Source organism: Bacillus sp. UMB0893 (genome assembly GCF_002858905.1).
In the GTDB taxonomy this organism is placed as follows: domain Bacteria; phylum Bacillota; class Bacilli; order Bacillales; family Bacillaceae; genus Bacillus_P.
The window spans coordinates 66,274-90,243 of the sequence record NZ_PKLB01000004.1 but is presented as its reverse complement, the minus strand read 5'-3'; the positions used below and the strand labels follow the sequence as shown (position 1 = coordinate 90,243).

The 23,970-nt window shown below is 40.5% G+C and carries 22 protein-coding genes and 1 pseudogene; 14 read left to right on the top strand and 9 right to left on the bottom strand.

The window, feature by feature from the left end:
- Positions 1-106: 106 nt before the first annotated feature.
- Both CYJ36_RS10500 and CYJ36_RS10495 read right to left on the bottom strand, forming a co-directional pair.
- The gene (locus CYJ36_RS10500) at positions 107-2,323 is read right to left on the bottom strand and encodes a sensor histidine kinase (RefSeq protein WP_101567225.1); all 2,217 of its coding nucleotides are present in this window, start codon (positions 2,321-2,323) and stop codon (positions 107-109) included.
- A pseudogene (locus CYJ36_RS10495) lies at positions 2,301-2,992 on the bottom strand (response regulator transcription factor). Before CYJ36_RS10495 ends, CYJ36_RS10500 begins: the two are co-directional and overlap by 23 nt.
- A gap of 160 nt (positions 2,993-3,152) precedes the next feature.
- On the opposite strand from CYJ36_RS10495, the gene CYJ36_RS10490 reads away from it, so the two are divergent.
- On the top strand, positions 3,153-3,449 hold the full coding sequence (locus CYJ36_RS10490) for a zinc ribbon domain-containing protein (RefSeq protein ID WP_257962451.1): 297 nt from the start codon (positions 3,153-3,155) through the stop codon (positions 3,447-3,449).
- Between the two features lie 36 nt (positions 3,450-3,485).
- Here the strand turns inward: CYJ36_RS10490 and CYJ36_RS10485 are convergent, their stop codons facing one another.
- Positions 3,486-4,094 (bottom strand): DNA-3-methyladenine glycosylase, encoded by a 609-nt coding sequence (locus tag CYJ36_RS10485; RefSeq protein ID WP_101567224.1) that lies wholly within the window; start codon positions 4,092-4,094, stop codon positions 3,486-3,488.
- Positions 4,095-4,258: 164 nt separating this feature from the next.
- Between CYJ36_RS10485 and CYJ36_RS24380 the strand changes: the two genes are divergently transcribed.
- From CYJ36_RS24380 to pepT, 3 genes are read left to right on the top strand one after another with little or no spacing between them, the layout of a single operon-like run.
- Entirely contained in the window at positions 4,259-4,561 is a 303-nt protein-coding gene (locus CYJ36_RS24380; RefSeq protein ID WP_257962450.1) for a Gfo/Idh/MocA family protein, read from the top strand.
- Positions 4,533-5,201, top strand: a complete 669-nt coding sequence (locus tag CYJ36_RS10480; protein WP_257962449.1) for a Gfo/Idh/MocA family protein — start codon at positions 4,533-4,535, stop codon at positions 5,199-5,201. Before CYJ36_RS24380 ends, CYJ36_RS10480 begins: the two co-directional genes overlap by 29 nt.
- 19 nt (positions 5,202-5,220) lie before the next feature.
- Positions 5,221-6,459, top strand: coding sequence for a peptidase T (gene pepT / locus CYJ36_RS10475; RefSeq protein ID WP_101567223.1), 1,239 nt, complete (start codon positions 5,221-5,223; stop codon positions 6,457-6,459).
- A gap of 156 nt (positions 6,460-6,615) precedes the next feature.
- Here pepT and CYJ36_RS10470 read toward each other — a convergent pair whose 3' ends face one another.
- Positions 6,616-7,317: a peptidoglycan-binding domain-containing protein gene (locus CYJ36_RS10470; RefSeq protein WP_101567222.1), complete on the bottom strand. Its 702-nt coding sequence runs from the start codon at positions 7,315-7,317 to the stop codon at positions 6,616-6,618.
- 261 nt (positions 7,318-7,578) lie between these two features.
- Here CYJ36_RS10470 and CYJ36_RS10465 point away from each other — a divergent pair, with 261 nt between their 5' ends.
- Genes CYJ36_RS10465 through CYJ36_RS10450 form a run of 4 tightly spaced genes read left to right on the top strand, consistent with a single transcriptional unit; the run spans position 7,579 to position 11,353 of the window.
- Positions 7,579-8,685, top strand: coding sequence for an ABC transporter ATP-binding protein (locus CYJ36_RS10465; protein ID WP_101567221.1), 1,107 nt, complete (start codon positions 7,579-7,581; stop codon positions 8,683-8,685).
- Positions 8,675-9,478, top strand: coding sequence for an ABC transporter permease (locus CYJ36_RS10460; protein WP_101567220.1), 804 nt, complete (start codon positions 8,675-8,677; stop codon positions 9,476-9,478). Before CYJ36_RS10465 ends, CYJ36_RS10460 begins: the two co-directional genes overlap by 11 nt.
- A 1-nt stretch (position 9,479) precedes the next feature.
- Positions 9,480-10,283 (top strand): ABC transporter permease, encoded by an 804-nt coding sequence (locus tag CYJ36_RS10455; protein WP_101567219.1) that lies wholly within the window; start codon positions 9,480-9,482, stop codon positions 10,281-10,283.
- Positions 10,280-11,353, top strand: coding sequence for an ABC transporter substrate-binding protein (locus tag CYJ36_RS10450; RefSeq protein WP_101567218.1), 1,074 nt, complete (start codon positions 10,280-10,282; stop codon positions 11,351-11,353). The genes CYJ36_RS10455 and CYJ36_RS10450 overlap by 4 nt, the downstream gene beginning before the upstream one ends.
- A 459-nt stretch (positions 11,354-11,812) precedes the next feature.
- Here CYJ36_RS10450 and htpG read toward each other — a convergent pair whose 3' ends face one another.
- Positions 11,813-13,693: a molecular chaperone HtpG gene (gene htpG, locus CYJ36_RS10445; protein ID WP_101567217.1), complete on the bottom strand. Its 1,881-nt coding sequence runs from the start codon at positions 13,691-13,693 to the stop codon at positions 11,813-11,815.
- Between the two features lie 200 nt (positions 13,694-13,893).
- Here htpG and CYJ36_RS10440 point away from each other — a divergent pair, with 200 nt between their 5' ends.
- The 6 genes from CYJ36_RS10440 (at position 13,894) to CYJ36_RS10415 (ending at position 20,130) form a co-directional block, all read left to right on the top strand.
- The gene (locus tag CYJ36_RS10440; RefSeq protein WP_101567480.1) at positions 13,894-14,313 is read left to right on the top strand and encodes a MarR family winged helix-turn-helix transcriptional regulator; all 420 of its coding nucleotides are present in this window, start codon (positions 13,894-13,896) and stop codon (positions 14,311-14,313) included.
- A 12-nt stretch (positions 14,314-14,325) separates the two neighbouring features.
- Positions 14,326-15,528 (top strand): MFS transporter, encoded by a 1,203-nt coding sequence (locus CYJ36_RS10435; RefSeq protein WP_101567216.1) that lies wholly within the window; start codon positions 14,326-14,328, stop codon positions 15,526-15,528.
- Positions 15,529-15,640: 112 nt separating this feature from the next.
- Entirely contained in the window at positions 15,641-16,330 is a 690-nt protein-coding gene (locus CYJ36_RS10430) for a response regulator transcription factor (protein ID WP_101567215.1), read from the top strand.
- Complete coding sequence (locus tag CYJ36_RS10425; protein ID WP_101567214.1) at positions 16,327-17,331, top strand: sensor histidine kinase; 1,005 nt, start codon at positions 16,327-16,329, stop codon at positions 17,329-17,331. The genes CYJ36_RS10430 and CYJ36_RS10425 overlap by 4 nt, the downstream gene beginning before the upstream one ends.
- A gap of 101 nt (positions 17,332-17,432) precedes the next feature.
- Positions 17,433-18,194: an ABC transporter ATP-binding protein gene (locus CYJ36_RS10420; protein WP_101567213.1), complete on the top strand. Its 762-nt coding sequence runs from the start codon at positions 17,433-17,435 to the stop codon at positions 18,192-18,194.
- On the top strand, positions 18,184-20,130 hold the full coding sequence (locus CYJ36_RS10415; protein WP_101567212.1) for an FtsX-like permease family protein: 1,947 nt from the start codon (positions 18,184-18,186) through the stop codon (positions 20,128-20,130). The genes CYJ36_RS10420 and CYJ36_RS10415 overlap by 11 nt, the downstream gene beginning before the upstream one ends.
- A gap of 142 nt (positions 20,131-20,272) precedes the next feature.
- Here the strand turns inward: CYJ36_RS10415 and CYJ36_RS10410 are convergent, their stop codons facing one another.
- From CYJ36_RS10410 to CYJ36_RS10395, 4 genes are all read right to left on the bottom strand, one after another.
- Positions 20,273-20,464 (bottom strand): hypothetical protein, encoded by a 192-nt coding sequence (locus tag CYJ36_RS10410; RefSeq protein WP_101567211.1) that lies wholly within the window; start codon positions 20,462-20,464, stop codon positions 20,273-20,275.
- A 119-nt stretch (positions 20,465-20,583) separates the two neighbouring features.
- Entirely contained in the window at positions 20,584-20,970 is a 387-nt protein-coding gene (locus tag CYJ36_RS10405; protein WP_257962461.1) for a YdeI/OmpD-associated family protein, read from the bottom strand.
- 229 nt (positions 20,971-21,199) lie between these two features.
- Positions 21,200-22,660 (bottom strand): protein adenylyltransferase SelO, encoded by a 1,461-nt coding sequence (locus CYJ36_RS10400; protein ID WP_101567210.1) that lies wholly within the window; start codon positions 22,658-22,660, stop codon positions 21,200-21,202.
- A gap of 1,006 nt (positions 22,661-23,666) precedes the next feature.
- Positions 23,667-23,963: a hypothetical protein gene (locus CYJ36_RS10395; protein ID WP_219621084.1), complete on the bottom strand. Its 297-nt coding sequence runs from the start codon at positions 23,961-23,963 to the stop codon at positions 23,667-23,669.
- Between the last annotated feature and the right edge of the window lie 7 nt (positions 23,964-23,970).

Sequence of the window (23,970 nt, the reverse complement as noted above, 5' to 3'; positions counted from 1 at the left end):
GAACTGGCTGTTTATATCGTTCTTCTGCATATTTTAGGGTAATGCGTGGACTTTTTGGAGTTATCCCGCGCTTTTGCTAATAATCCTATGACTATCCATGAGCAGCTCAATTTGCCTCCAATGTAATGGTTACCTTAAATAAATCTCCGTCCACTTCAATCTCCATACGTCCGCCGTGAAGATCAACAATTGATTTTGCAATTGTAAGACCAAGTCCCGAGCCTTCTGTATGGCGTGAAGAGTCTCCCCGTTTAAACCTCTCAAATAGTTCATCTGTATTTTCACTAAGTTCATATTTGGATACATTTTTAAAAGAGATGATGACTTGTTCTCCGTTTTGTTTCATCGAAAGGTAGACTCGTGTATTTTCCATTGAATATTTGAGGATATTTCCTATCAGGTTTTCAAATACTCTCCACATTTTCTGGCCATCCACAACAGCATACACTGGATGATCAGGATTTGCTGCCCTGAATTGGAGGGTCGATTTGCTGATGGCTTCATTATATTCAGCAAGTGCCTGCTGCAATAGCTGTGTTAAATCCACTTTTTCTTTCACAAGCTCAATATTGCCGCTTGCCATTTTAGAAGCCTCAAATAAATCATCGATGAGAATTTTAAGCCGCTGGGACTTGCGGTCAATGATTTGAATATAAGAATCTCTTTCATCCTTTGACAAATCATGCTTTTTAAGCAATTCTGTGTAGCTGATGATGGAAGTCAGCGGTGTTCGTAAATCATGGCTGACATTTGTAATAAGCTCCGTCTTCAGCCGTTCGCTTTTTACCTGCTTCTGCTGAGATGTTTTTACCCCATGCTTTAGCGCATTGATATTTGCTGATAGTCCGCCAAGCACCGTTTTACCATGTACCGGCAAGTCGTCTTCAAGATTCCCAAGCATGATATCGTTTGTATTTGCCACAATTTGGTTAAAATAGGTAATTTTCTTCAGGATATACATTAATACAGGGATTCCGATAATGAGCATGAACGGGAAATAGATAAGAATGAGACCTGGTTCTACTAATATTCCAGCTGCACCTGCCCCGAACAGAAAGACGATTGATAACAGGATCATAAGCTGGATCCCCATTTTTTGTATAAGGAAAACACCTGCTATTGCTTTTAAACTTCTGTTTATGAGTGATTTCCGCAAATCCGTTTGAATCATTTCCGAGTTCTTCATACGGCTGAAAAAAGGAACAGATTGAATAATGAAAAGACAAGTGAAAAATGCGGATACTGCTAATAAAATGAATGTATAGGCAAATTCATAATAATGCCGATAAGGATAGTAATCAATGCTTTCAAACAGTGAGAATAAAGCTGCCATAAAGGTGAAAAGGATCATGATCATTCGCAATTCAAGCGGTACGCGATTGTATACATGCGCCCATTTGCTTTCTGCAAGCTCATGAAATATATGATTTCTTCTAAATAGGAAAATGCTTGTAAATAATGCAATGATCCCGCTAATCGTATGGCTGTAATAGACCTTTTGACCGAAATCAAACTCATGGTAATTATTCATAATGATGCTGTCTTCAGGTGCAGACTTCGGAAGACCAATCTGACCTGCGAATTTTGCTTCCTTCATTTGCGGGAATGCTTCGAATTCGTTTCCTTCCGAAAATAATAAGATTCCATCAGTTGATGTAAGATATCCAGCACCCGATACAGGATAATTTTTAATATAATACATGTCTTTGTTATTTATATATTTTTTAGGATTTTCACCATCAGCCAGATTTAAATTTGTATACACTTTATCTGTTTCTATGTCTTTAAAATAATAAACGAATAATTTCTTGTCACTTTCAAATTCGGACCGGCTGTATTTCAGCTGGTTATAAAATTCATCAAGCTGAGACTCTTTTTCTTTCATTATTTTTGCACGAACATATTCATCATCTTTGAAATTCTTCGTTATATCCTCAATTTTCTCGTTTCTTTCCTCCGTATAAATCTTCTCAGCCGTCTTGTTCCCTTCATCTTTAGCTGACTGAATCTGACCCTCATATTGACTTTCAATATTCATGATTTGATCAGATAAACTCCCATATCTATAACGGTGTTCCTCAATTTCATCAGCTGAAACAGTGATTGCCTTTTTTGCCTCTTCTTCTGTCATGTCATTTAATTCAAACATGCTTAGCAGATTAGCAAAATGATTCACTTGATCTTCGAACTCATAGGATTGAAAATAAGTTTTAACTAAATATCGATCTCCGTTCAACAATCCGGCAATGACACCGCTTAGCCCATATGTGAGCAAAATCAGGACCATTACAAATTTAAGTTTATTTCTCCATTTTGTACCCAATTCCCCATACCACCTTTAAAAACCTCGGATTTTTAGGATCAATTTCAATTTTCTCTCGTATTTTCCTGATATGAACGGCGACTGTTTTTTCTGCGTTGTAGCCTGGCTCATTCCATACTCGCTCATAAATTTCGTTAATGGAAAACACGCGGCCTGCATTCAGCATCAACAATTCGACAATGCTGTATTCGATTCGCGTCTCTTTTTATTTTCACCATGAACGGTAACTTCTTTTGCAGTCTGATCAAGTGTCAGCCCGTTTAGATCAACCGTTTTTTTCATTCCTTCATATGTACCAAGTGTTACATACCGGCGCAGCTGAGATTTCACTCTGGCTATCAGTTCCATCGGATTGAACGGTTTCGTGACATAATCGTCTGCTCCAACTTGCAGACCGAGAATTTTATCTGTATCTTCACTCTTTGCACTCAAAATAATGATTGGGATGTTTTTTTTCTCACGGATTTTAAATGTCGTTGAAATGCCATCAAGGCGAGGCATCATAATATCTAAAAGAATTAAATGAACAGGGTGTTCATTCAGTTTTTCAAGGGCGTCAATACCATCCTTTGCTTTAATCACAGTTATGTTTTCATTTTTTAAATAAATTTCAATCGCATCGCGAATTTCTTTATCATCATCTACTACTAAAACGTTATAATTGGTCATGTTCTCACGCTCCTTTCAAAAGTATATCTGACACAGACTATAATCTATAGTCTAATAGATAATTCTTAACACTTCGTCTGTGTAATGTTTAAGAATTTCTTAAGAAATACTGCACTGCCAGATAAGATGACTATATTCTATTTAAATATTTTAGGTGATAATGGCAGAAAAGATGAAAATTAGAGGTGAAATTCAAATGGCCGCTTATAAAAATTGCCAAAGCTGCGGTATGCCATTATCAAAAGATGAACATGGGGGCGGTACTGAAGCAGATGGTTCAAAAAGCACCAAGTATTGCAGCCATTGTTACCAAAATGGCTCTTTTACAATGCCTGGGCTGACAGTAGAGGAGATGAAAGAGCGAGTAAAAGGAAAGATAAAGGAATTTGGTTTTCCAGGATTTCTAGCCGGTCTTTTTACTCGCAATATTCATAAGCTTGAGCGCTGGAACAAATAAAATTCAAAAAAGCTGCCTCAGTCTGAGACAGCTTTTTCACATAAGATTATTTTTCTTCGTACCCGATACAAAACGATTCCCGCTCACCCAAAACCTCCATGGATACTCTTTCGCATCCCCGCTGTTATCAATTCCAATCCGCGGTCCTGCTGACATCATCTCAGGTGCTTCGCCTTCAGAAATAAAGAGCGGGCTTTCCCATAATGGCAGTCCATAATCTTCTTTTACAATCCCAAGAGCTTTAGTCAGTTTGCCTGGTCCATTTGTCAGATCTTGCACTTTTTTCACCTGACCCCGCCGTTGATACATAAGTTCTTGGCCTATAACCGGCTCTACTGATCTTATTAGAATGGCTTCAGGAGAATTAACCTCTCCGCTTACGACATTTACGAGACAATGTGTGTGCATGACATAGGTATAAGTATATCCGGCTTTCCCAAACATGATTTCAGTTCTTGCTGTTCTCCGATTATTAAAGCTATGTGCTGCTTGATCGCCTGGTCCAATATAAGCTTCTGTTTCAACAATGATACCTGCTGCTAGTCCTTCATCTGTTTCTTTTACGAGAAGCATTCCGAGCAGAGCTTGTGCTAATTCAATCGTCGGCTTGCTGAAGAAGATGGGACTCACTGGTCTGATGTTCATCCTGTTACCTCTCTTAAAATGATCTTATATACACTTTAACCCTTTTATATCGTTACAAACAGGCATTGCGCATGATTTATTAAATTTCTGGCAATCTACTTTGCGTTTTCCCTTTTTCTTAATATAATTAATTATCAGTTTTTATATTGAAGGGGTGACATGATATGATTCAAGCAGCCATTATTGGATTAGGGGCGATTGGACAGCGGTTAATTAAGAATTTCGCAAGCCATCCTGAGATAAAAGTGACAGCTATATGTGATCAAAATGAAGAAATTGCATATGAAACATCTAAAAGGCTCAATGGGGTATCCTTTTTTACTGATTATTTAACGATGCTGGAGGAAGCTGATATTGATCTCGTATATATCACTGTCCCGCCAAAGTTCCATCACAAAATTGCGTCGGATGTGATCACTAAAAACAAACATGTTCTATGTGAAAAACCATTGGCAAACTCGGGTTGAAGAAGCAGAAAGTCTATACATACTGGCAAAAGAAAAAGGAATCATTCATGCCATGAATTTCCCTTTGAATTATAGTTCTGGAAGCAAAACCTTTGCTAGTCTTATAAAAGAAGGCTATGTTGGGAAGGTAAGACGGCTTGTGCTAAAAATGCATTTTTCGGAATGGCCTCGCCCATGGCAGCAAAACGACTGGATTGCAAGCCGCGAGCAAGGCGGTTTTGTGCTTGAAGTCGGCGTGCACTACATCCAGCAAATTCAAAAGATATTTGGTGAAGTGAATGTTTTGAATAAAATCGTTCAATACCCTGAAGATCCAAATGCATGTGAAGTGGGAATTCTTGCTCAATTGGAACTAGAAGACGGCACTCCGATATTAATTGACGGTTTGAGCCAAATTGCAGGCAATGAAGAAATCCGATTTACAGCATATGGCACCGATGGAACACTCTCTTTACTTAACTGGTCCGAGCTTGAAGGCGGAAAGCTTGGCGAGCCTGTTCAAAGGATAGAAGCAAACCCATTCCTTGAAAATTCATTGCTAAATGAACTTGTAAAAGCGATGAAAGGCGAGAACGCAGAGATTATTGATTTTCATGAAGGATATAAAGCGCAGGTAGTTTTGGAGCAATTACGCGGATAAAAAATAGGAGGATAAAAAAATGAAGAATGAAATTATAGAAAGATTTACTTCTTACGTAAAAATCGATACTCAATCTAATGAAAGCAATGAAACTTGTCCGTCTACATCAGGGCAGCTGACGCTTGCAGAAAAACTTGTGGACGAGCTGAAAACAATTGGTTTAGAGGATGCAGGTATGGATGAGTTTGGCTATGTGATGGCCACCCTTCCGTCCAACACATCGAAACAGGTTCCAGCCATCGGCTTCTTGGCCCATCTTGATACTGCAACTGACTTTACCGGTAAAAATGTAAAACCGCAGCTTCATGAAAACTATGACGGCGGGGATATTCTTTTAAATGAAGAAAAGCATGTTACCTTATCATCAAAGGACTTTCCAAATCTCTCAAACTATAAGGGCCACACACTTATTACAACGGATGGCACAACGCTCTTAGGAGCAGATAATAAAGCTGGAATAGCTGAGATTATGACGGCGATGGCTTACTTGGTAAAACATCCTGAAATCAAGCATGGGAAACTCCGCGTTGCATTTACACCAGATGAAGAGATCGGCAGAGGCCCCCACAAATTTGATGTTGGTGCATTTGGTGCGAAGTACGCCTATACAGTAGACGGCGGACCTCTTGGTGAATTGCAATATGAGAGTTTCAGCGCAGCTGGTGCGAGCATAACCATAAAAGGAACGAACATTCATCCTGGAACAGCCAAAGGAAAGATGGTAAATTCAATCAAAATTTCGATGGAATTACAAAGCAAGCTTCCAGCGGACCAAGCACCAGAATTAACAGAAGGCTACGAAGGCTTCTTCCATCTTCTCTCTTTCAATGGAGATGTTGAACATTCGAAGCTAAGTTATATTATTAGAGATTTTGATAAGGAAAAGTTTGAGCATAAAAAACAAACGATGGTCGCCATCGTAAATGAATTGAAAGAAAAATACGGCAGCGACCGCATTATTCTTGAATTAAACGATCAATACTACAACATGAGAGAAAAAATCGAACCTGTTAAAGAAATTGTCGATATTGCTTACGAAGCAATGAAAAACTTGGATATCGAGCCAATCGTTGAGCCAATTAGAGGCGGCACAGACGGTTCTCAGCTTTCCTACATGGGATTGCCTACTCCAAATATCTTTACCGGCGGAGAGAATTTTCATGGAAAATATGAATTCATATCAGTCGACAACATGCTAAAAGCAACAGATGTAATTGTTGAGATTGCGAGGCTGTTTGAGGAGAAAGCAACTAGCTGATTGAACATAAAACGCTTTGAACAAATGATGTTCAAAGCGTTTTTTTTACTGAGTCTATAGCGGAGTTGTTGATTTGTACATCTCAGATAGAAGCCGCCGATATATTTATTAACCAATATAAAATTTCAACATTCTCTAAGCAGTATGGACAAACGATTAATTTTTTCCGTTTTCCTTATCGCCTTCTAATTCTTTGCCTTCACCTTTTTCTTGCTCCTTGCCTTCTTCTATTTCCTTCTCTTCACCTTTTTCTTGCTCCTTGCCTTCTTCTATTTCTTTCTCTTCACCTTTTTCCTGCTCCTTGCCTTCTTCTATTTCTTTCTCTTCACCTTTTTCTTGCTCCTGACCCTCTTCTACTTCTTTCTCTTCGCCTTCACCTTGGCCTGCTCCTTCACCTGCTCCTTCACCTTGGCCTGCTCCTTCACCTTCACCCTCACCTTCACCTTGGCCTGCTCCTTCACCCTGGCCTCTGCCCTGACCTGCTCCTTCGCCTTGGCCTGCTCCTTCACCTTGGCCTCCGCCTTGACCTGCTCCTCCGTTTGAAAGATTTTTCACCTTGGCATAAGCATACAGAATAGACTGAAACGTTTTGTCATCAACAGAACCTGTAACCGGAAGTCCATGTTTCTTTTGAAAATACTTGACTCCCTGAACCGTTACCTTGTCATAATTCCCTGTGATTTTCCCAGGGTAGCTGCCGACAGATTTGAGCATTCCTTGAATAACTGATACATCAGCACCATGCGCTCCTTTCCCGACTGCTGATCCTGCTAATGGCATGCTGAACAGAAGCACGAGCCCCAAAAAGAGAGTTATGACTGTCTTTCTTAACTTTAATTTTTTCTTGTTTTGATACATAAAAAACACCTTCCTATACTAGATTTTAATGTGACAAACTTACTATTCCCAAAATCTCACTTCTACTCAATTAAAAATAGATAAATTCCGTTTTGATTAATGAGAGAAAAGCCTCATCAAGAATACGCTGCGGCTTTAAAAATATGAATCTGAATCGGATTTCAGACTTAGTATTCAGTGAGCCTTTCATGTATAATTATTTCCAAAATGAAGGTTTGGCTGCAGATTATAAAATAGAAGGAACACAAAAGGGAGAATGATATGACAAACACAATTATTCAGTTTAAGCAGGTTACAAAACAATATGACAATGATCCTGCCGTCCTCAATCATGTCAGTTTTGAAATCGAGCGCGGCAAATTCTATACACTTCTTGGCCCTTCAGGATGCGGGAAGACAACGATTTTGCGGCTGATTGCCGGATTTACTGAAGCTTCTGAAGGGGAAATTCTTTTTAATGGGAAAAAAATAAACGATGTTCCTGCGAACAAACGCCAAGTAAATACCGTTTTTCAGGATTATGCACTTTTTCCTCATTTAAATGTGTTTGAAAATGTAGCATTCGGGCTGCGAATTAAAAAAATGAACAATGCAGAAGTAACATTGAAAGTGAAGGAAGCATTGAACTTTGTTAATCTAGATGGATATGAAAAACGTGAAATCAGGGAAATGTCAGGCGGTCAGCGCCAGCGGGTTGCGATTGCCAGGGCGATTGTGAATGAACCGGAAGTCATTCTTCTTGATGAACCGTTATCTGCATTGGATTTAAAGCTTCGTACCGAAATGCAGTATGAATTGCGGGAACTTCAGCAGAGACTCGGAATTACATTTATTTTCGTGACACATGATCAAGAAGAAGCGCTCGCTATGTCAGATGAAATTTTTGTTTTGGACAAAGGGAAAATTCAGCAAAGCGGTACTCCGACAGATATTTATGACGAGCCGATCAACCGATTTGTTGCTGATTTTATTGGTGAATCAAATATTGTAAAAGGGACGATGCTTGAAGATTATCTTGTGGAATTCACAGGAAGGAAATTTAAATGTGTCGATCAGGGCTTAAATCCTAACGAGCCAGTTGAGATTGTCATCCGGCCGGAGGATTTGGAAATTACTTCTCAAGATCGAGGAAAGCTCCAAGTGAGAGTTGATTCTCAACTATTCCGCGGTGTTCATTATGAAATCAGCAGCTATGACCAGGATGGAAATGAGTGGCTTGTTCATTCTACAAAAAAAGCAACAGTTGGAGATGAAATTGGCCTTTATTTCGATCCGGAAGCCATTCACGTTATGCGTTTCGGGGAGACTGAGGAAGAATTCGACAAACGTCTAGAGTCCTATACGGATGGAGAAGAGCATGGAAAATAAACTGACCCGAAATTTATATATGGTGCCATATGCTCTTTGGATTGTTCTATTTGTAATCGCACCAATTGTTCTTGTTCTTTATTATTCATTTATTGATATAGAGGGAAATCTCTCGTTTGCTAATTATCAAAACTTCTTTACTCCTGTTTACTTAAAAATGACGTTAAGTTCATTTTGGTATGCTTTTTTGATAACAGCTCTTTCCCTGCTTATTTCATACCCGACTGCTTATTTGCTGACTTTTACAAAGCATAAGCACCTCTGGCTGCTGCTGATTATCGTCCCTTCCTGGATTAATTTATTGTTAAAAGCCTACGCTTTTTTAGGAATTTTCGGCACTTATGGAGTGGCTAATAGCTTTTTAGAAGCAATCGGCATTGGTTCGCAGCAATTATTGTTCACCGATTTTAGTTTCATTTTTGTATCGGTTTATATCTTTATACCGTTTATGATTTTGCCTATATTCAATTCATTGAATGAAGTAAATCCAACCTTGCTGGATGCAGCGCGTGATTTGGGAGCATCCAGCTGGACCGCCTTCCGCAGAGTCATTTTTCCGCTTACGATTGATGGCGTCAAAGCTGGCTGCCAGCTGGTCTTTATTCCTGCACTTTCCCTGTTCATGCTGACAAGATTGATTGCGGGAAACAGAGTGATCACACTCGGTACTGCGATTGAACAGCATTTCCTTGTGACGCAGGACTGGGGTATGGGGTCGACAATAGCTGTCTTCTTGATTATTTTTATGTTTCTGATTATCTTCCTAACCGGAAATCGAAAGCGGGGTATGTAAGTTGGATAAAAAAATATCCCCTTTATCCAGGATTTTTTTAATTTTGATTTTTCTCATTCTCTATACGCCTATTTTTTTCCTTGTGTATTATTCGTTCAACAGCGGCGGAACGATGTACAATTTCGAAGGATTTACATTGGATTGGTACAAAGAACTCTTTACTGATACCAGACTGCTTATTATCGTTTTGAACACACTGGTGATTGCTTTATTATCTGCCCTTTTTTCTACAATCATTGGGGTACTGGGAGCTTTGGCCATTCACTCGTTTAAAAGCAGACAAACCAAAAACACATTATTATCACTAAATAATGTGTTGATTGTCAGCCCTGACGTTATTATTGGTGCTTCCTTTTTAATCCTGTTTACGATGGCCGGAATCAAGCTTGGGTTTTATTCGGTTCTTTTATCTCATATTGCATTCAGTGTTCCAATCGTTGTCCTGATGGTTCTGCCGAAACTGATGGAGATGAGCCCTACCTTGCTTGATGCAGCAAGAGATTTAGGTGCAAGCAGCTGGAATGTCCTGACTAAAGTGACCTTGCCATTTATCACACCGGGTATTTTTGCAGGATTCTTTATGGCACTGACCTTCTCGCTTGATGATTTTGCTGTTACCTTTTTCGTAACCGGCAATGGATTCACCACGCTGTCAGTTGAGATCTATTCTCTCGCACGCCGTGGAATCTCATTGAATATCAATGCTCTATCAACTCTTCTTTTCCTTTTCACAGTCCTGCTTGTAATTGTGTATTACTTCATCACACTGCGAAATAAGCAAAGCGGATTGGGGGTAAGAAAATGAAGAAGCTGGTCCGCGTTTTCTTCGCGATTATTCTCGTGTCAGGCATCCTTTTGTATGCTGTATCCGAATTAAACTCTTCACAGGGCTACTCAAGCGGCAACACGCTTACGATCTTTAACTGGGGAGACTACATCAATTCCGATCTGGTTGACCGCTTTGAGAAAGAAACAGGCATTAAAGTCATCTATGAAACCTTTGATTCCAATGAGGCGATGATGACAAAGATTGAACAGGGCGGAACGACTTATGATATTGCCGTTCCTTCTGAATATATGATTGATAAAATGAGACAGGAAGATTTACTTATCCCTTTGGATCATTCAAAACTTCCAAACTTGAAAAATATTGATGACCGGTTTATGGATCTGCCATTTGACCCTGAAAATAAATATTCCATTCCTTATTTCTGGGGAACCGTCGGCATCGTCTATAATCCAACAATGATAGACGGAAAAAAAATCTCGAGCTGGAATGACCTTTGGGATCCCGATCTGCGAAATGAGATCTTGCTGATTGACGGGGCAAGAGAAGTCATGGGAATGGGTCTCAACAGCCTCGGCTATTCACTTAACGATACGAATAAGGATCATTTAGAGGAAGCAAAACGAAAGCTTGATTCCCTCACTCCAAATGTCAAAGCGGTGGTTGGAGATGAAAGCCGGATGCTGCTGGAAAATCAGGAAGCAGCAATTGGGCTTGTATGGTCTGGGGTTGCATCCGAGATCATGTATGAAAATGAAGATCTCGAGTATGTCGTTCCTGAGGAAGGCTCAAACTTATGGTTCGATAACATGGTTATCCCGAAAACAGCTAAAAATGTGGAAGCAGCCCATCAGTTCATTAACTTCATGCTGGATGCTGAGGTGGCCGCAGTAAACACCGAATATGTCAGCTACTCAACACCTAACAAAGAAGCCTTAAAATACTTGCCTGAAGATATGGTAAACGACGAGCGCTTCTATCCGCCGCCTGAGCTGACGGAAAAACTGGAAGTGTATGAGAACCTTGGCAAAAAGAATTTGGCTTATTATAATGAGCTGTTTTTGAAATTTAAGATGCATCCGAAATAGGAAACGGCAGCTTGGGACCTGATTGATGATCTTTTTTGAAGGTGCGGTTCTTAAGAAAGGGTAAATTCCCCGGATTGACGCCATTTTTGGGGCCTTGCTCCTTTAAAAGTGGTTCCATTCCGGTGATTGATTCCACTTTTTGAACTTTGCTCCTTTAAAAGTGATTCCATTCCGGTGATTGACACCACTTTTTGAACCTTGCTCATTTAAAAGTGGTTCCATTACGGTGATTGACGCCGCTTTTTAAGGCTTGATCCATTAAAATTGGTTCCATTACGGCGTTTGACGCCACTTTTTGGGCTTTGATCCTTTAAAAGTGGTTCCATTCCGATGATTGACGCCGCTTCTAAGCCTTAATTCCTTAATGCCTGTGCTATACACAAACTTGATATGTGCTATGAAAAACTTCAATCCCAAAAAAGCAGGCAGGAACCACATGGTCCCTGCCTGCTTTTATTTTCATACCATAATCTTGCAAATATCGTTCGTAAACTCAACCGGATCCTCGATTGTCAGTCCTTCAATGAGAAGAGCCTGGTTAAACAGCAGGTTTGTGTAAAGCGCAAGTTTTTCCTTGTCATTTGCAAATGCATCTTTTAGTGAAGCAAAGACATCGTGGCTGCTGTTGATTTCAAGGATTTTCTCGGCTTTAATGTTCTGGCTGTTCGGCATAGCCTTCAAAATCTTTTCCATTTCTGTTGTGACTTCGCCTTCTGTTGCGATACAGACAGGGTGGCTTTTCAGACGCTTGGAAATGCGAACGTCTTTTACCTTTCCGGCAAGGATTTTCTTCATTTCTTCGAACAGCTCTTTGTTATCCTGCTCTTCTGTCTCTGTGCTCTTTTCGTTGTCGCTTGCTTCAATACCCAGGTCGCCGCTGGAAATCGATTTAAATTCTTTTTCCTTAAACGTCATCAGCATGCGGATGGCAAATTCATCGACTTCATCTGTAAAATACAGAATATCGTAGCCTTTATCTGCCACAACTTCTTTTTGCGGAAGCTTTTCAAGGCGTTCTGTGCTTTCGCCTGCTGCATAGTAAATGTACTTTTGATCCTCAGGCATCGCTGAAACATACTCATCAAGCGTGATCAATTTTTTCTCTTTAGAAGAATAGAACATCAGAAGGTTTTGAAGATCTTCTTTGTTCGCTCCAAAATCACTGTACACCCCGTATTTCAGCTGTCTTCCGAAAGAGTTGTAGAATGTTTCATATTTTTCGCGTTCATCTTTCAGCAAGGTTTGCAGCTGGCTCTTAATCTTGTTTTTAATATTCTTGGCAATCAGCTGCAGCTGGCGGTCCTGCTGAAGGATCTCCCTTGAAATGTTGAGGGACAGATCTTCTGAATCGACCATACCTTTTACAAATGAGAAATAGTCCGGAAGAAGGTCCGGGCATTTTTCCATGATCAGAACGCCATTTGAGTATAGCTCAAGCCCTTTTTCAAACTCCTTAGAGTAGTAGTCATACGGAATCTGCTCAGGGATATAGAGGATGGCGTTGTAGCGCACAGCCCCGTCTACACTGATGTGAATGTGCTTAAGAGGCTTATCAAATCCGTAGTGCTTTTCTGCATAGAAATTCTCGTAATCTTCCTCAGTCAGCTCGTTTTTATTCTTTCTCCAGATCGGTACCATGCTGTTTACGGTCTGCTCTTCCACGATCTCTTCAAATTCATTTTCGCTGTCTTCTTTTTTCTTGTTTACGGTTGCATTCATTTTAATCGGGTAGCGAATGAAGTCAGAGTATTTTTTAATAATTGACTTCAGACGGTACTCTTCAAGAAATTCATCATAGGAATCGTCATCTGTGTTTGGTTTGATTTTTAAAACAATTTTTGTACCGACCTCGTCTTTTTCGCAAGGCTCGATCGTATATCCGTCTGCGCCATCAGAGTGCCATCTGTACGCTTCGCTGCTGCCGATAGTCTTCGTTGTAACCGTAATCTCATCAGCCACCATGAACGCAGAGTAGAAGCCGACCCCGAACTGGCCGATAATATCGTGTCCGTCCTTCAATTCATTTTCGCTTTTGAAAGCAAGTGAGCCGCTTTGGGCAATCGTTCCAAGGTTGTTCTCAAGCTCCTCCTTTGTCATCCCGATCCCTGTATCGGCAATCGTCAGAGTACGCTTTTCCTTGTCTGCGCTTACTTTTATGTAATACTGGTTTTGATCAAATGACAGGCTGTCATCTATTAAAGCCTTGTAATAGATTTTATCAATTGCGTCACTTGCATTAGAAATCAGTTCGCGCAAAAAGATTTCTTTTTGAGAATAAATTGAGTTGATCATCATGTCTAATAATCTCTTAGATTCTGCTTTAAACTGCATTTTTGCCATTTTGTTATTCTCCTTTCAAGATATCCTTTTAGCACTCTGCATCTGAGAGTGCTAACCCACTAAATAAATAACATATATTCCCGTTTTGTGTCAATAAGGAAATGAAACAGTCTGGTTTACATTCGTTTCTTTCTCTGGTATATTAGTTACCTAGAGTAACTGTTATCAAGGGTAACTATTTATTTAATGAGGTGTTTCCTATAAAAACCTATCAAAAATTTTTTCAGCAGCTTCTGCTGTTATATCGTCCTTTTGAAAACAGACTGAATATGGAGCTTGCCAAACACGATTTATACAGAGCTCAATGGTCTGTTTTACATTATTTATGGAATTACGGAACAGCTACGCTTGTTGAGCTTGCTGATTATCAAAGTGTTGAAAAGCCTACCGTTACAAGAACCATCAGCCGCCTAGAGGAATTGGGATATGTAGAACATATACCCGGCAAAGATAAGCGTGAAAAGAGAATGCAGCTTACGGACCATGGGAGAAAGTTATACGGGATTGTTCGAGTAACAATCGATGAATATGAGCAGGAAATTTTAAAAGGTATTTCAGAAGAAGAACAGCTTGAGGTAATCCGGATCATGGGAGATATTCGGAACAATATTAGAGAGTAAGGTGGCAAAAACGTGAATCAGACAACATCCAAACTATGGACGAAAGACTTTATTGTCGTGTCGTCCATCAATTTTTTCTTAACATTAATTTTTTACTTGTTAATGGTGACTATTGCTGTTTTTGCAGTGGATGAATACAGCGCCTCTACGAGTGAGGCGGGACTTGTAACCGGAATTTTTATTATAGGTGCATTAATTGGACGACTCTTCATTGGACGGCTTATTGTGTCCTACAGCCGAAAAAAAATATTGTATACGGGTCTTATTCTGTTTACCCTGACAACAGCCTTTTATTTCTTTGAATTTGGCCTTGGCTTCCTTCTTTTTAACCGTCTTGTTCATGGAATTACACTGGGTATGGCGAGTACAGCAACAGGAACAATAGTAGCACAGATTATTCCAGCTTCGAGAAAAGGGGAAGGCATCGGGTACTACAGCATGAGTGCAACTCTTGCAACAGCCATCGGCCCTTTCATCGGGCTGTACTTGAGTCAGCATGCAAGTTTTCAAACAATCTTTACCTTCTGCGTTGCATTGGGTGTCATTAGTTTAATCATTGCTTTTTTCTTGTATGTTCCCCCGCTTGATGGTTCAGTAAAAAAAACAGAAGTACGAGGATTCAAACTTTCAAATTTTGTTGAGCCGAGAGCTTTGCCGATCGCATTTATTACACTTGCAGTGGCGTTTTGCTATTCAAGTGTCCTTTCCTTTATTAATTTCTATGCGATGGACATTCATCTTGTCAGCACAGCAAGCTTCTTTTTCATCGTCTATGCCGCGGCTGTATTGGCATCCCGTCCTTTTACCGGCCGTTTAATGGATAAAAAAGGGGCAAATTTCATTATGTATCCTGCCTTCCTCCTGTTTGGAGCAGGTATGTTCCTTCTCAGCACGGCAAGCACAAGCTTCGTTTTCTTGCTGTCCGGAGTGCTGATCGGTCTTGGATTCGGAAACATGCAATCAACGACACAGGCAATTGCGGTAAAATTAACGCCTCCTCACCGTATGGGACTTGCCACCTCGACTTTCTTTATCTTTCTTGATGCAGGTTTAGGTTTCGGACCTTATCTGCTTGGTTTTGTCATTCCGGTGACAGGCTACAGTACTCTGTATGTGATTTTGGGCTTTGTGGTTTTTGCGAGTTCTGTTCTTTATTATTTTCTGCATGGGAAGAGGGAACGGACTGTTCTGGCTGAGGTAAATGCTTCTGCTTAATGATCCTTTTTATTCTGACACCTTTGTGAAGGGTGTCTTTTTTTCAGCTGGAAAATGACCATTTTTTGCTATAAACTTGAACTACTAGAAAGCAGACAGTGTGGTGAAACTCTTGTTCAAACTTCTTTTAATTGAAGATGATTTAACCTTGTTTAATGAAATCAAGGAAAGATTAAATCAGTGGTCTTATGATGTCTATGGTATAACAGATTTTAATAAAGTCATGCAGGAATTTTCAGCTGTGAAACCCGATTTGGTCATTATTGATATTCAGCTGCCGAAATACGACGGCTTTCATTGGTGCCGGATGATCCGGTCCCATTCGAATGTGCCGATCATCTTTCTGTCCTCGCGCGATCATCCGACGGATATGGTCATGTCCATGCAGCTTGGGGCCGATGATTTTGTTCAAAAACCCTTCCACTTTGATGTGCTGATTGCTAAAATCCAAGCGATTCTCCGCCGTGTATACAATTACAATACCGAGCAGGTCAGTTTGAAAACCTGGTGCAATGCTGCGGTTGATTATGAGAGAAATACGGTTACAAATGAAACCGGCTCCGTTGAACTGACAAAGAATGAAATGTTCATTCTCAAACTATTGATTGAACAAAAAAACAAAATTGTCACCAGAGACAAACTTATGAACAGCCTGTGGGATGATAAACGCTTCATAAGCGACAATACATTAACAGTGAATGTCAATCGACTGCGGAAGCGCCTGGATGAGATTGGCCTTGGCCGTTTTATCGAGACAAAAGTAGGTCAGGGATATCTTGCGGCAGAAGAGGAAACGGGATGATCTGCCGTTTCTTGAAAGAGCGCCGCAGCTGGATTCTGTTTTTTATAATGATCCATTTTTTTATACTCTTTATCGCTTTCATTGACTCAGCAATACCCGTACAGTCAGTCCTGTATATTGTTTTTCTTTCCATGGTCTCTTTTATTGTCTTCTTAGCCGTTCGGTACAATATAGAAACTGCTTTTTATAGAAGTCTGGAGGAACGGGAAAACAACCTTGATTTATCAAGCATTCCAGCTCCGGAAAGCCCATTTGAACAATTGGTTGAAAAGGCGCTAAGCGAACAGGCACAGGCGCTGAAAAAAGATGCTTTGCATAACAGAATTTTGCATGAACAGGAAAAAGATGAACTGCTATCTTGGATTCATGAAGTGAAGACTCCGCTTACTGCCATGCATTTAATGATCGAACGCATAGATGACGATGTGTTGAAAACTCATTTGACATATGAATGGCTGCGGATTCACCTTTTGCTTGACCAGCAGCTGCATCAAAAACGGATTCCTTTTATCGAAAATGATTTGTACATTGAAACGGTTGATTTGGAAAGCGTGATTTTCAGTGAAATTAAAACCCTTCAAGCATGGTGTATTCAAAAAGGGATTGGTTTTGACATTCAACTTGAGCAAAAAGAAGTCCTTAGTGATGCGAAATGGCTAGCATTTATTATTAGACAGATACTAACGAATGCGGTGAAATACAGCGAGGCATCAGACATTATCATTAAAAGCTTTCAGCAAAATGCTCAAACGAGGCTTGAGGTGAAAGACTTCGGCCGGGGCATTGATCCAAAGGACCTGCCCCGCATATTCGATAAAAGCTTCACATCGACTGTAAACCATCATGACCATGCGGCTACAGGAATGGGGCTGTATTTGGCTAAAAAAGCAGCCATACCGCTTCTGATCGATATTGAAGCACAGTCAATCACTCACACTGAAACAACTTTTACCCTAACATTCCCAAAAAGAAATGATTTTGCAGCCGTCATTAGCGTGTGACAAGAATGTCACATGCTTTTCTATTTTGTTCGCACATTAAAAGGAAAAGGACCTTTCTCCTTTTTATAATAGAATTAACGAAATAAGAGGAGGAAGAAACGATGGCCATTTTAGAAGCTGCAAAACTTCATAAAAGCTACGGAAATAAATTCAATAAACAGGAAGTATTAAAAGGAATTGATCTCACCATTCAAAAAGGTGAATTTGTCAGCATTATGGGTGCGTCTGGTTCTGGAAAAACGACGCTGCTCAATATCCTGTCATCCATTGATAAAGTAAGCGGGGGAACCATCCAGATTGAAAACAAAGAGATGACTGCAATGAAAGAAAAACAGCTTGCTGAATTCAGAAAACATCATCTCGGATTTATTTTTCAGGATTATAATCTGCTGGACACATTAACCGTTAAAGAAAATATCCTGCTGCCCCTTTCCATTGCAAAAATACCCAAAAAGGAAGCAGACCAGAAATTCCATGCATTAGCTGAAGAACTCGGCATTTACGAGTTAAAAGACAAGTATCCGAATGAAATCTCAGGCGGACAGAAACAGCGCACGTCAGCTGCCCGCGCGTTCATTCATGAACCCAGCATTATCTTCGCCGATGAACCAACGGGTGCGCTCGATTCCAAATCCGCTGCAGATTTGCTGAATAAATTAACTGAACTAAATGAAAAACGAAAAGCAACGATTGTCATGGTCACGCATGACCCGGCAGCGGCAAGCTACTGCAGCAGAGTCATCTTCATAAAAGACGGACAAATCTACACACAATTGAATAAAGGGGAGCAAACAAGACAGGCTTTCTTCAAAGATATCATCAAAACACAAGGCGTCTTAGGCGGTGTGCAGTATGAACATTAATCAGCTCATCTTCCAGAACCTGAAGAAAAATCTGAAGAACTACTATCTCTATATCTTTGCGCTGATTTTCAGCGTGGCACTTTATTTTGCTTTTGTCACCCTTCAATATGACCCGTCAATGGATCAAGTGGAGGGCTCCATTAAAGGGGGAGCGGCGATTCGCTCAGCATCCATTCTGCTTGTCGCAATCGTTACGATCTTTTTGTTATATGCCAATAACATCTTCATTAAACGCCGAAGCAAAGAGATTGGCTTGTTTCAGCTGATCGGCATGACCAAAAATAAGATTTTCCGCATTCTAACAGCAGAAAACTTTCTTCTTTACTTTGGATCACTGATACTCGGTATTCTTACTGGGTTCTCTGTCTCCAAATTAATTATGATGATTTTGTTTAAGATAACGGGTGTCGACGAGGTAGCAGCCCTTCATTTTTCCATGCAGGCCTTCCTGCAGACACTTGCCGTTTTTTTCGTGATTTACCTTCTCATTATGCTGATGAACTATCTGTTTATTAAAAGACAAAGCATTCTGGCTCTATTCAGAGTTCTGTCATCCGCAGAAGAGAAAGTAAAAAAAATGTCTTTCTTTGAGATTGCAATCGGTATCCTTGGCATGATTTTGATTGCTGCAGGCTACTTTGTTTCATCAAGATTGTTTGGCGGAGATTTCAAAACCATGCCCGCTCTTTTTGGTGCCATGATTTTTATACTCGGGTCTGTCATTCTTGGAACATACCTCTTTTATAAAGGATCCGTCAGCTTTATTTTTCATATGATCCGCAAGAAAAAAGACGGATATTTAAAAGTTGGCGAGGTGCTTTCCCTTTCATCGATTATGTTCCGGATGAAATCAAACGCCCTGCTGTTAACGATCATTACGACCGTGTCGGCGCTTGCGATTGGCTTATTGTCTTTGAGCTACATTTCATACTATTCTGCGGAAAAAACAGCTCAGAACCAAGTGCCAGCTGACTTTTCCATTACAGATGATCAAAGTGCTGAACGGTTTAAAAAAGCTCTTGGAGCTGATGACATAGCTTTCAAAGAAGAAAAAATTGAGATTGTCATGGCTGATGTGAATGTAAAGGACATTCTGAATACAAATCTGGATGAAATGAACTTTGATCCAAATAAGATGACTCTGCCTGTCATCAGTGAAAAATCGGTCAAAGGAAAAGATCTATCAAAGAATGAGATTGTCTTTACGGGGTACAGCGATTTACTCCAGAAGTTCATGCCAATGAACGATTCCGGAAACATTGAGCTGATCGGTAAAACAAAAACCATCCCCCAAACCTATTTAGGATTAGAAAAAGACTATCCGATCTCATGGTATTTTACCAATGGGGGATTTCCCGCTGCGATCGTGGATGACTCTGTCTTTAAGTGGCTGAAAAAAGACATAAACCCTGAAATTCAGCAGCCGGCTTCTACCTATATCGGCATTGATATTGCAAAACAAGAAGAAGTAAAAGAAGCCAACACACTGTTTAAGAAATTGAAGCTGAATGAAAACGCACCAAACGATTCTCAGCTCGAAATCAGCAGCAGCCAAAAGAAAAATATGGGACTCGTTATGTTTATCGTCGGCTTCCTTGGTTTATCTTTTCTCGTGACATCTGGCTGTATTCTATACTTTAAGCAAATGGGTGAGAGCGAAGAGGAAAAACCGAACTACACCATTCTAAGGAAACTTGGATTTACTCAGGGAGACTTGCTGAAAGGCATACAGGCCAAACAGCTTTTCAGTTTTGGGATCCCATTAGTGATTGGTCTCTTGCACAGTTATTTCGCCGTGCAATCAGGCTGGTTTCTATTCGGAGCAGAAGTTTGGAGTCCAATGATTATTGTTATGGTCTTGTATACGGGGCTGTACTCGATTTTTGGAGTGCTTTCTGTCCTGTATTATAAGAAAGTGATTAAGGAAGCTTTATAGAAGGAATAGGTAAGGCTCCAGCTGCGGCTGGAGCCTTTGTTTGCCTATATATGGATTTCTTTACTGCTATTCGCCTTTCAGCCGCATTCTATGCAGGCCTTATTTTCTCAGCAATCCATTGGTCTCTAAACAATAAAATGACCTACCCTTTAGGCAAGTCAAGTGCTTGGTATGCTAACTGATACTTTCCGCCTTCTGCAACTTCTGCGTGATACAAAGCTTTAAGGGCAAAGTTTTTCTCAAGACTATGTTCATTCATCAGCTCTTTTAAGCGCTTTTGCAGCTCTTCATTATCTTTAATCAGCTGTTTCATCTGTGATTTCATATACTTCATGCGGTATTTAACTCCTTTTTAGATATCAAATATATCCAGCAAGTATAGCATTAATTATTTTTAGTGCCTCCCACTATTGTTTTGCTATCTCCGGGTTGTGACCATTCGAGCTTCTACCATTATTTTTCCCTGCGATATAAATCCCGGCTCTTGTAACCTTCACCTAGAATCATTTTCATTTCATCACGCCGTTTTGCTTTTGTCGCATCTTGTTTAGCGCTATATACAAAACGAGCCCAATCTTTTCGGTACCCTGAAGTGAGTGATTGATAGAAAGCGAGTAAATCTGGAGCATCTTGCAAATCTTTTTCCACTTCTGAAATAAATTCTATATAATCATCAACACATTGACTTGCTTTTGCAGATGACTGATTTTTGCCTTGAGAGTCCTCTTTTAGACCGACAACCGTAAACACATCATCCAATCCCACCATGCGTGCAAATTTAATGTTGCTTGACCCAACATAACCATTTTCAGAGGCCCCTAACCCACCATGTTTATCCACCTGTTTCAATTATTCTAGTTCTAAAAGTTTTCTCTTGGTTATCAATTTTTATAGTTTCTATAATATGATGCTTTATTTAAGACTCACTTTACCATCTAATACTGTTCCTGAAATCTGTAACTAATGGAAAATAATGCTGCCTCAAGAGAGGGCAGCATTATATAACAAAGTATCAACTTGATTGAGAAAAACAGAAAGAACCGTTGCCAATTTCTCTAATGCTTACATATCATGTACCGCAATAGGTTCGGTAAGGTGTTGCTGATGCAGGCAGTGTGGAGTATTCAGCCTGTTCGGCGGAGTGTGCGTAAGGGTTTGAAAGAACATCCAATAGCCGTTCCATCACGGCGTAGTCTCCTCGTTCCACTGCTGCTTCCAGTGCCTCTTCTACCCTGTGGTTCCGCGGGATTAGTGCAGGATTGCTGTTTTGCATCAACTGATTCGAAGAGGCTTTCGATTCCTGCTGTCTGCCTAGTCTCGCCTGCCAGAGCTCATGCCACTGAGTGAATTCTGGAGTCCCAAACAGGACCGTATCCGGCGTATCAAAAGTTAATGCGCGGAAGGTATTGGTATAGTCGGCACGATACTTCTTCATCATACTGAGAAGACCATTAATAAGAGCTTCATCATTAGTCTCTTCGTTAAATATCCCAAGTTTTGTTCTCATTCCCGCGAGCCAATTAGAGTGATACAACTCAGGAAAATCTGAAATCTTATCCTGAGCCAGTTTGACAGCCTGCTCCTGATTTTCATGCAATAAAGGCAATAGGGTTTCAGCAAATCGAGCGAGATTCCACCCGGCAATATTCGGCTGATTGCCATAGGCATAGCGGCCTTGAATGTCAATGGAACTGAATACCGTTTCCGGGTCATAGGCATCCATAAAGGCGCAAGGACCATAATCAATGGTTTCTCCGCTGATGGTCATGTTGTCTGTGTTCATGACCCCATGAATAAAGCCAACGAGCTGCCATTTGGCAATAAGCTCAGCCTGCCGTTTGATCACTTCTTGAAGAAGCGAAAGATATCGGCTCTCATCAGCTTCAATGTTTGGAAAATGACGCTCTAGTGTATAGTCAGCCAGGATCCGGAGGTCCTCAACAGTGCCCCATTTTGCAGCGTATTGAAAGGTACCGACGCGCAGATGGCTGGCAGCCACACGGGTCAGAATTGCACCAGGCAGGTCGGTTTCGCGGATGATTGACTCACCAGATGTCACCACTGCTAAACTTCGGGTGGTAGGAATACCAAGCGCATGCATGGCTTCGCTGATGATGTATTCGCGCAGCATCGGTCCGAGTGCCGCTCGACCATCCCCCCCTCGGGAATATGGCGTTCTGCCTGAACCCTTAAGCTGAATATCAATCCTCTCACCTTGGGGCGGGATCTGCTCGCCCAGCAGCACCGCTCTGCCGTCCCCTAACATGTTAAAATGCCCAAATTGATGCCCCGCGTAAGCTTGAGCAAGAGGCGCAGCACCTTCAGGAATCTGGTTTCCAGCAAGCACCGCTATGCCATCTTCGCTTTGCAGCACCTCAACGTTCAAACCCAGGGATACAGCCAGCCGATTATTGAGAATAATCAACTTCGGTGAGCTTACAGTAGTCGGCTTGTTGCTGGAAAAAAATAATTGTGGCAGACGGGCATAACTATTATCTAAGTTCCATCCTGCTTCTTTACTCTTTGTCATAGCTTCTCCTTTTCTTCTTTTGTCTTTTTGTTTTTTCTCTTATTATGAGAAACAAAAACCATAAAAATTAATGTTATTTTAGTTATCTACATTCCATAAAAACACAATGCAGCGCCTTTTTAATGTCTACTTCTTCCAGCTTATTATACCGTTTTCCACACATAGAAGGCACCCTTTAAGCAAGTGGACTTATAGCACTTAGTAATCATTTTTTTGCTACTGCTTAGCTTTTTCGATCGCATAAATGGAAACATTACCTGACCCGGATACAACAACTGTTCTGCCTTTAAAGAGCAAGAGCTGGCTGCTCGGTCCGTTTTTTTGTTTGCTGCGGGAATCTGGTTTACTTTTGGGGCACACTATACTTACATCTTCCTTAGAGCAAAAAAAGGGCCTGGCAGTGATCAAGGATACACATAAAAATTTTGAGACGAAGAGCGAATGTGCGAACTGCCTGCATCAATGGGTGGGAAAACACCGACAGTATATGGAGGAAGGAACGAACTGCGAACACCTTTAACCAAAAGGATACGAAGAAATTCCACGGGACTCGCCGGTGAACAGTGAGGAAGCTCGAATATAAATGGAGGTTATTTATGAGCAGAGTGCCCGCGTGCAGCGAATCAGAGGCGACCAGCAGCGAATTGGACGAGAAGTTCTGAACTTATTGGTCAACAGCATGTAATGTTATTTCTTTAAAAGTAGGAAAAAAGGTAGCATCTAGGTACTATAATGCTGGAAAAGCCCTGCTCTCTAAACTCAGAATTGAGCTGGGCTTTCTCTTTTTTTCCGAACCTCAAGTACTAAAAATTTGCGTCATTTGTGATAGGTTCGCCTTGGTGGATGTAAGTGAGGTTTAATTTTTTATATCACTTATAAACATCTAAGTTAATAAGTTAATTAAATACACCATGTAATTAGCATTAATGCATGATGAAGGCCGTCATCCGCAACTGGAAAAGCAGATGGATAGTGTAAATTAGTTAAGCTGGGGTATACATACTGCCTAAAAATATGTATGTTTTGATAGATGAAGTAAATAAAGATGGCTTTCATACATTTCGACTGCAGCTGTTATATCTTTAAGATTAATTTCATAGATATATGGTCTGTTCATTAAAAAAGGAAGAATGGGTTCCCAATTAATCTTTCCAGTTCCGAGTTGTAATCCATCATGTTGCTGACCTTTGCTATCTACAACGTGGAAATATTGAATATATGAATCTAATTTTTCTATCTGCTCTAACAATAATCTATTATCACCTTTGAAGGAGATAAAGGCGTGGCTAATATCATAAGCCAATGGCAAA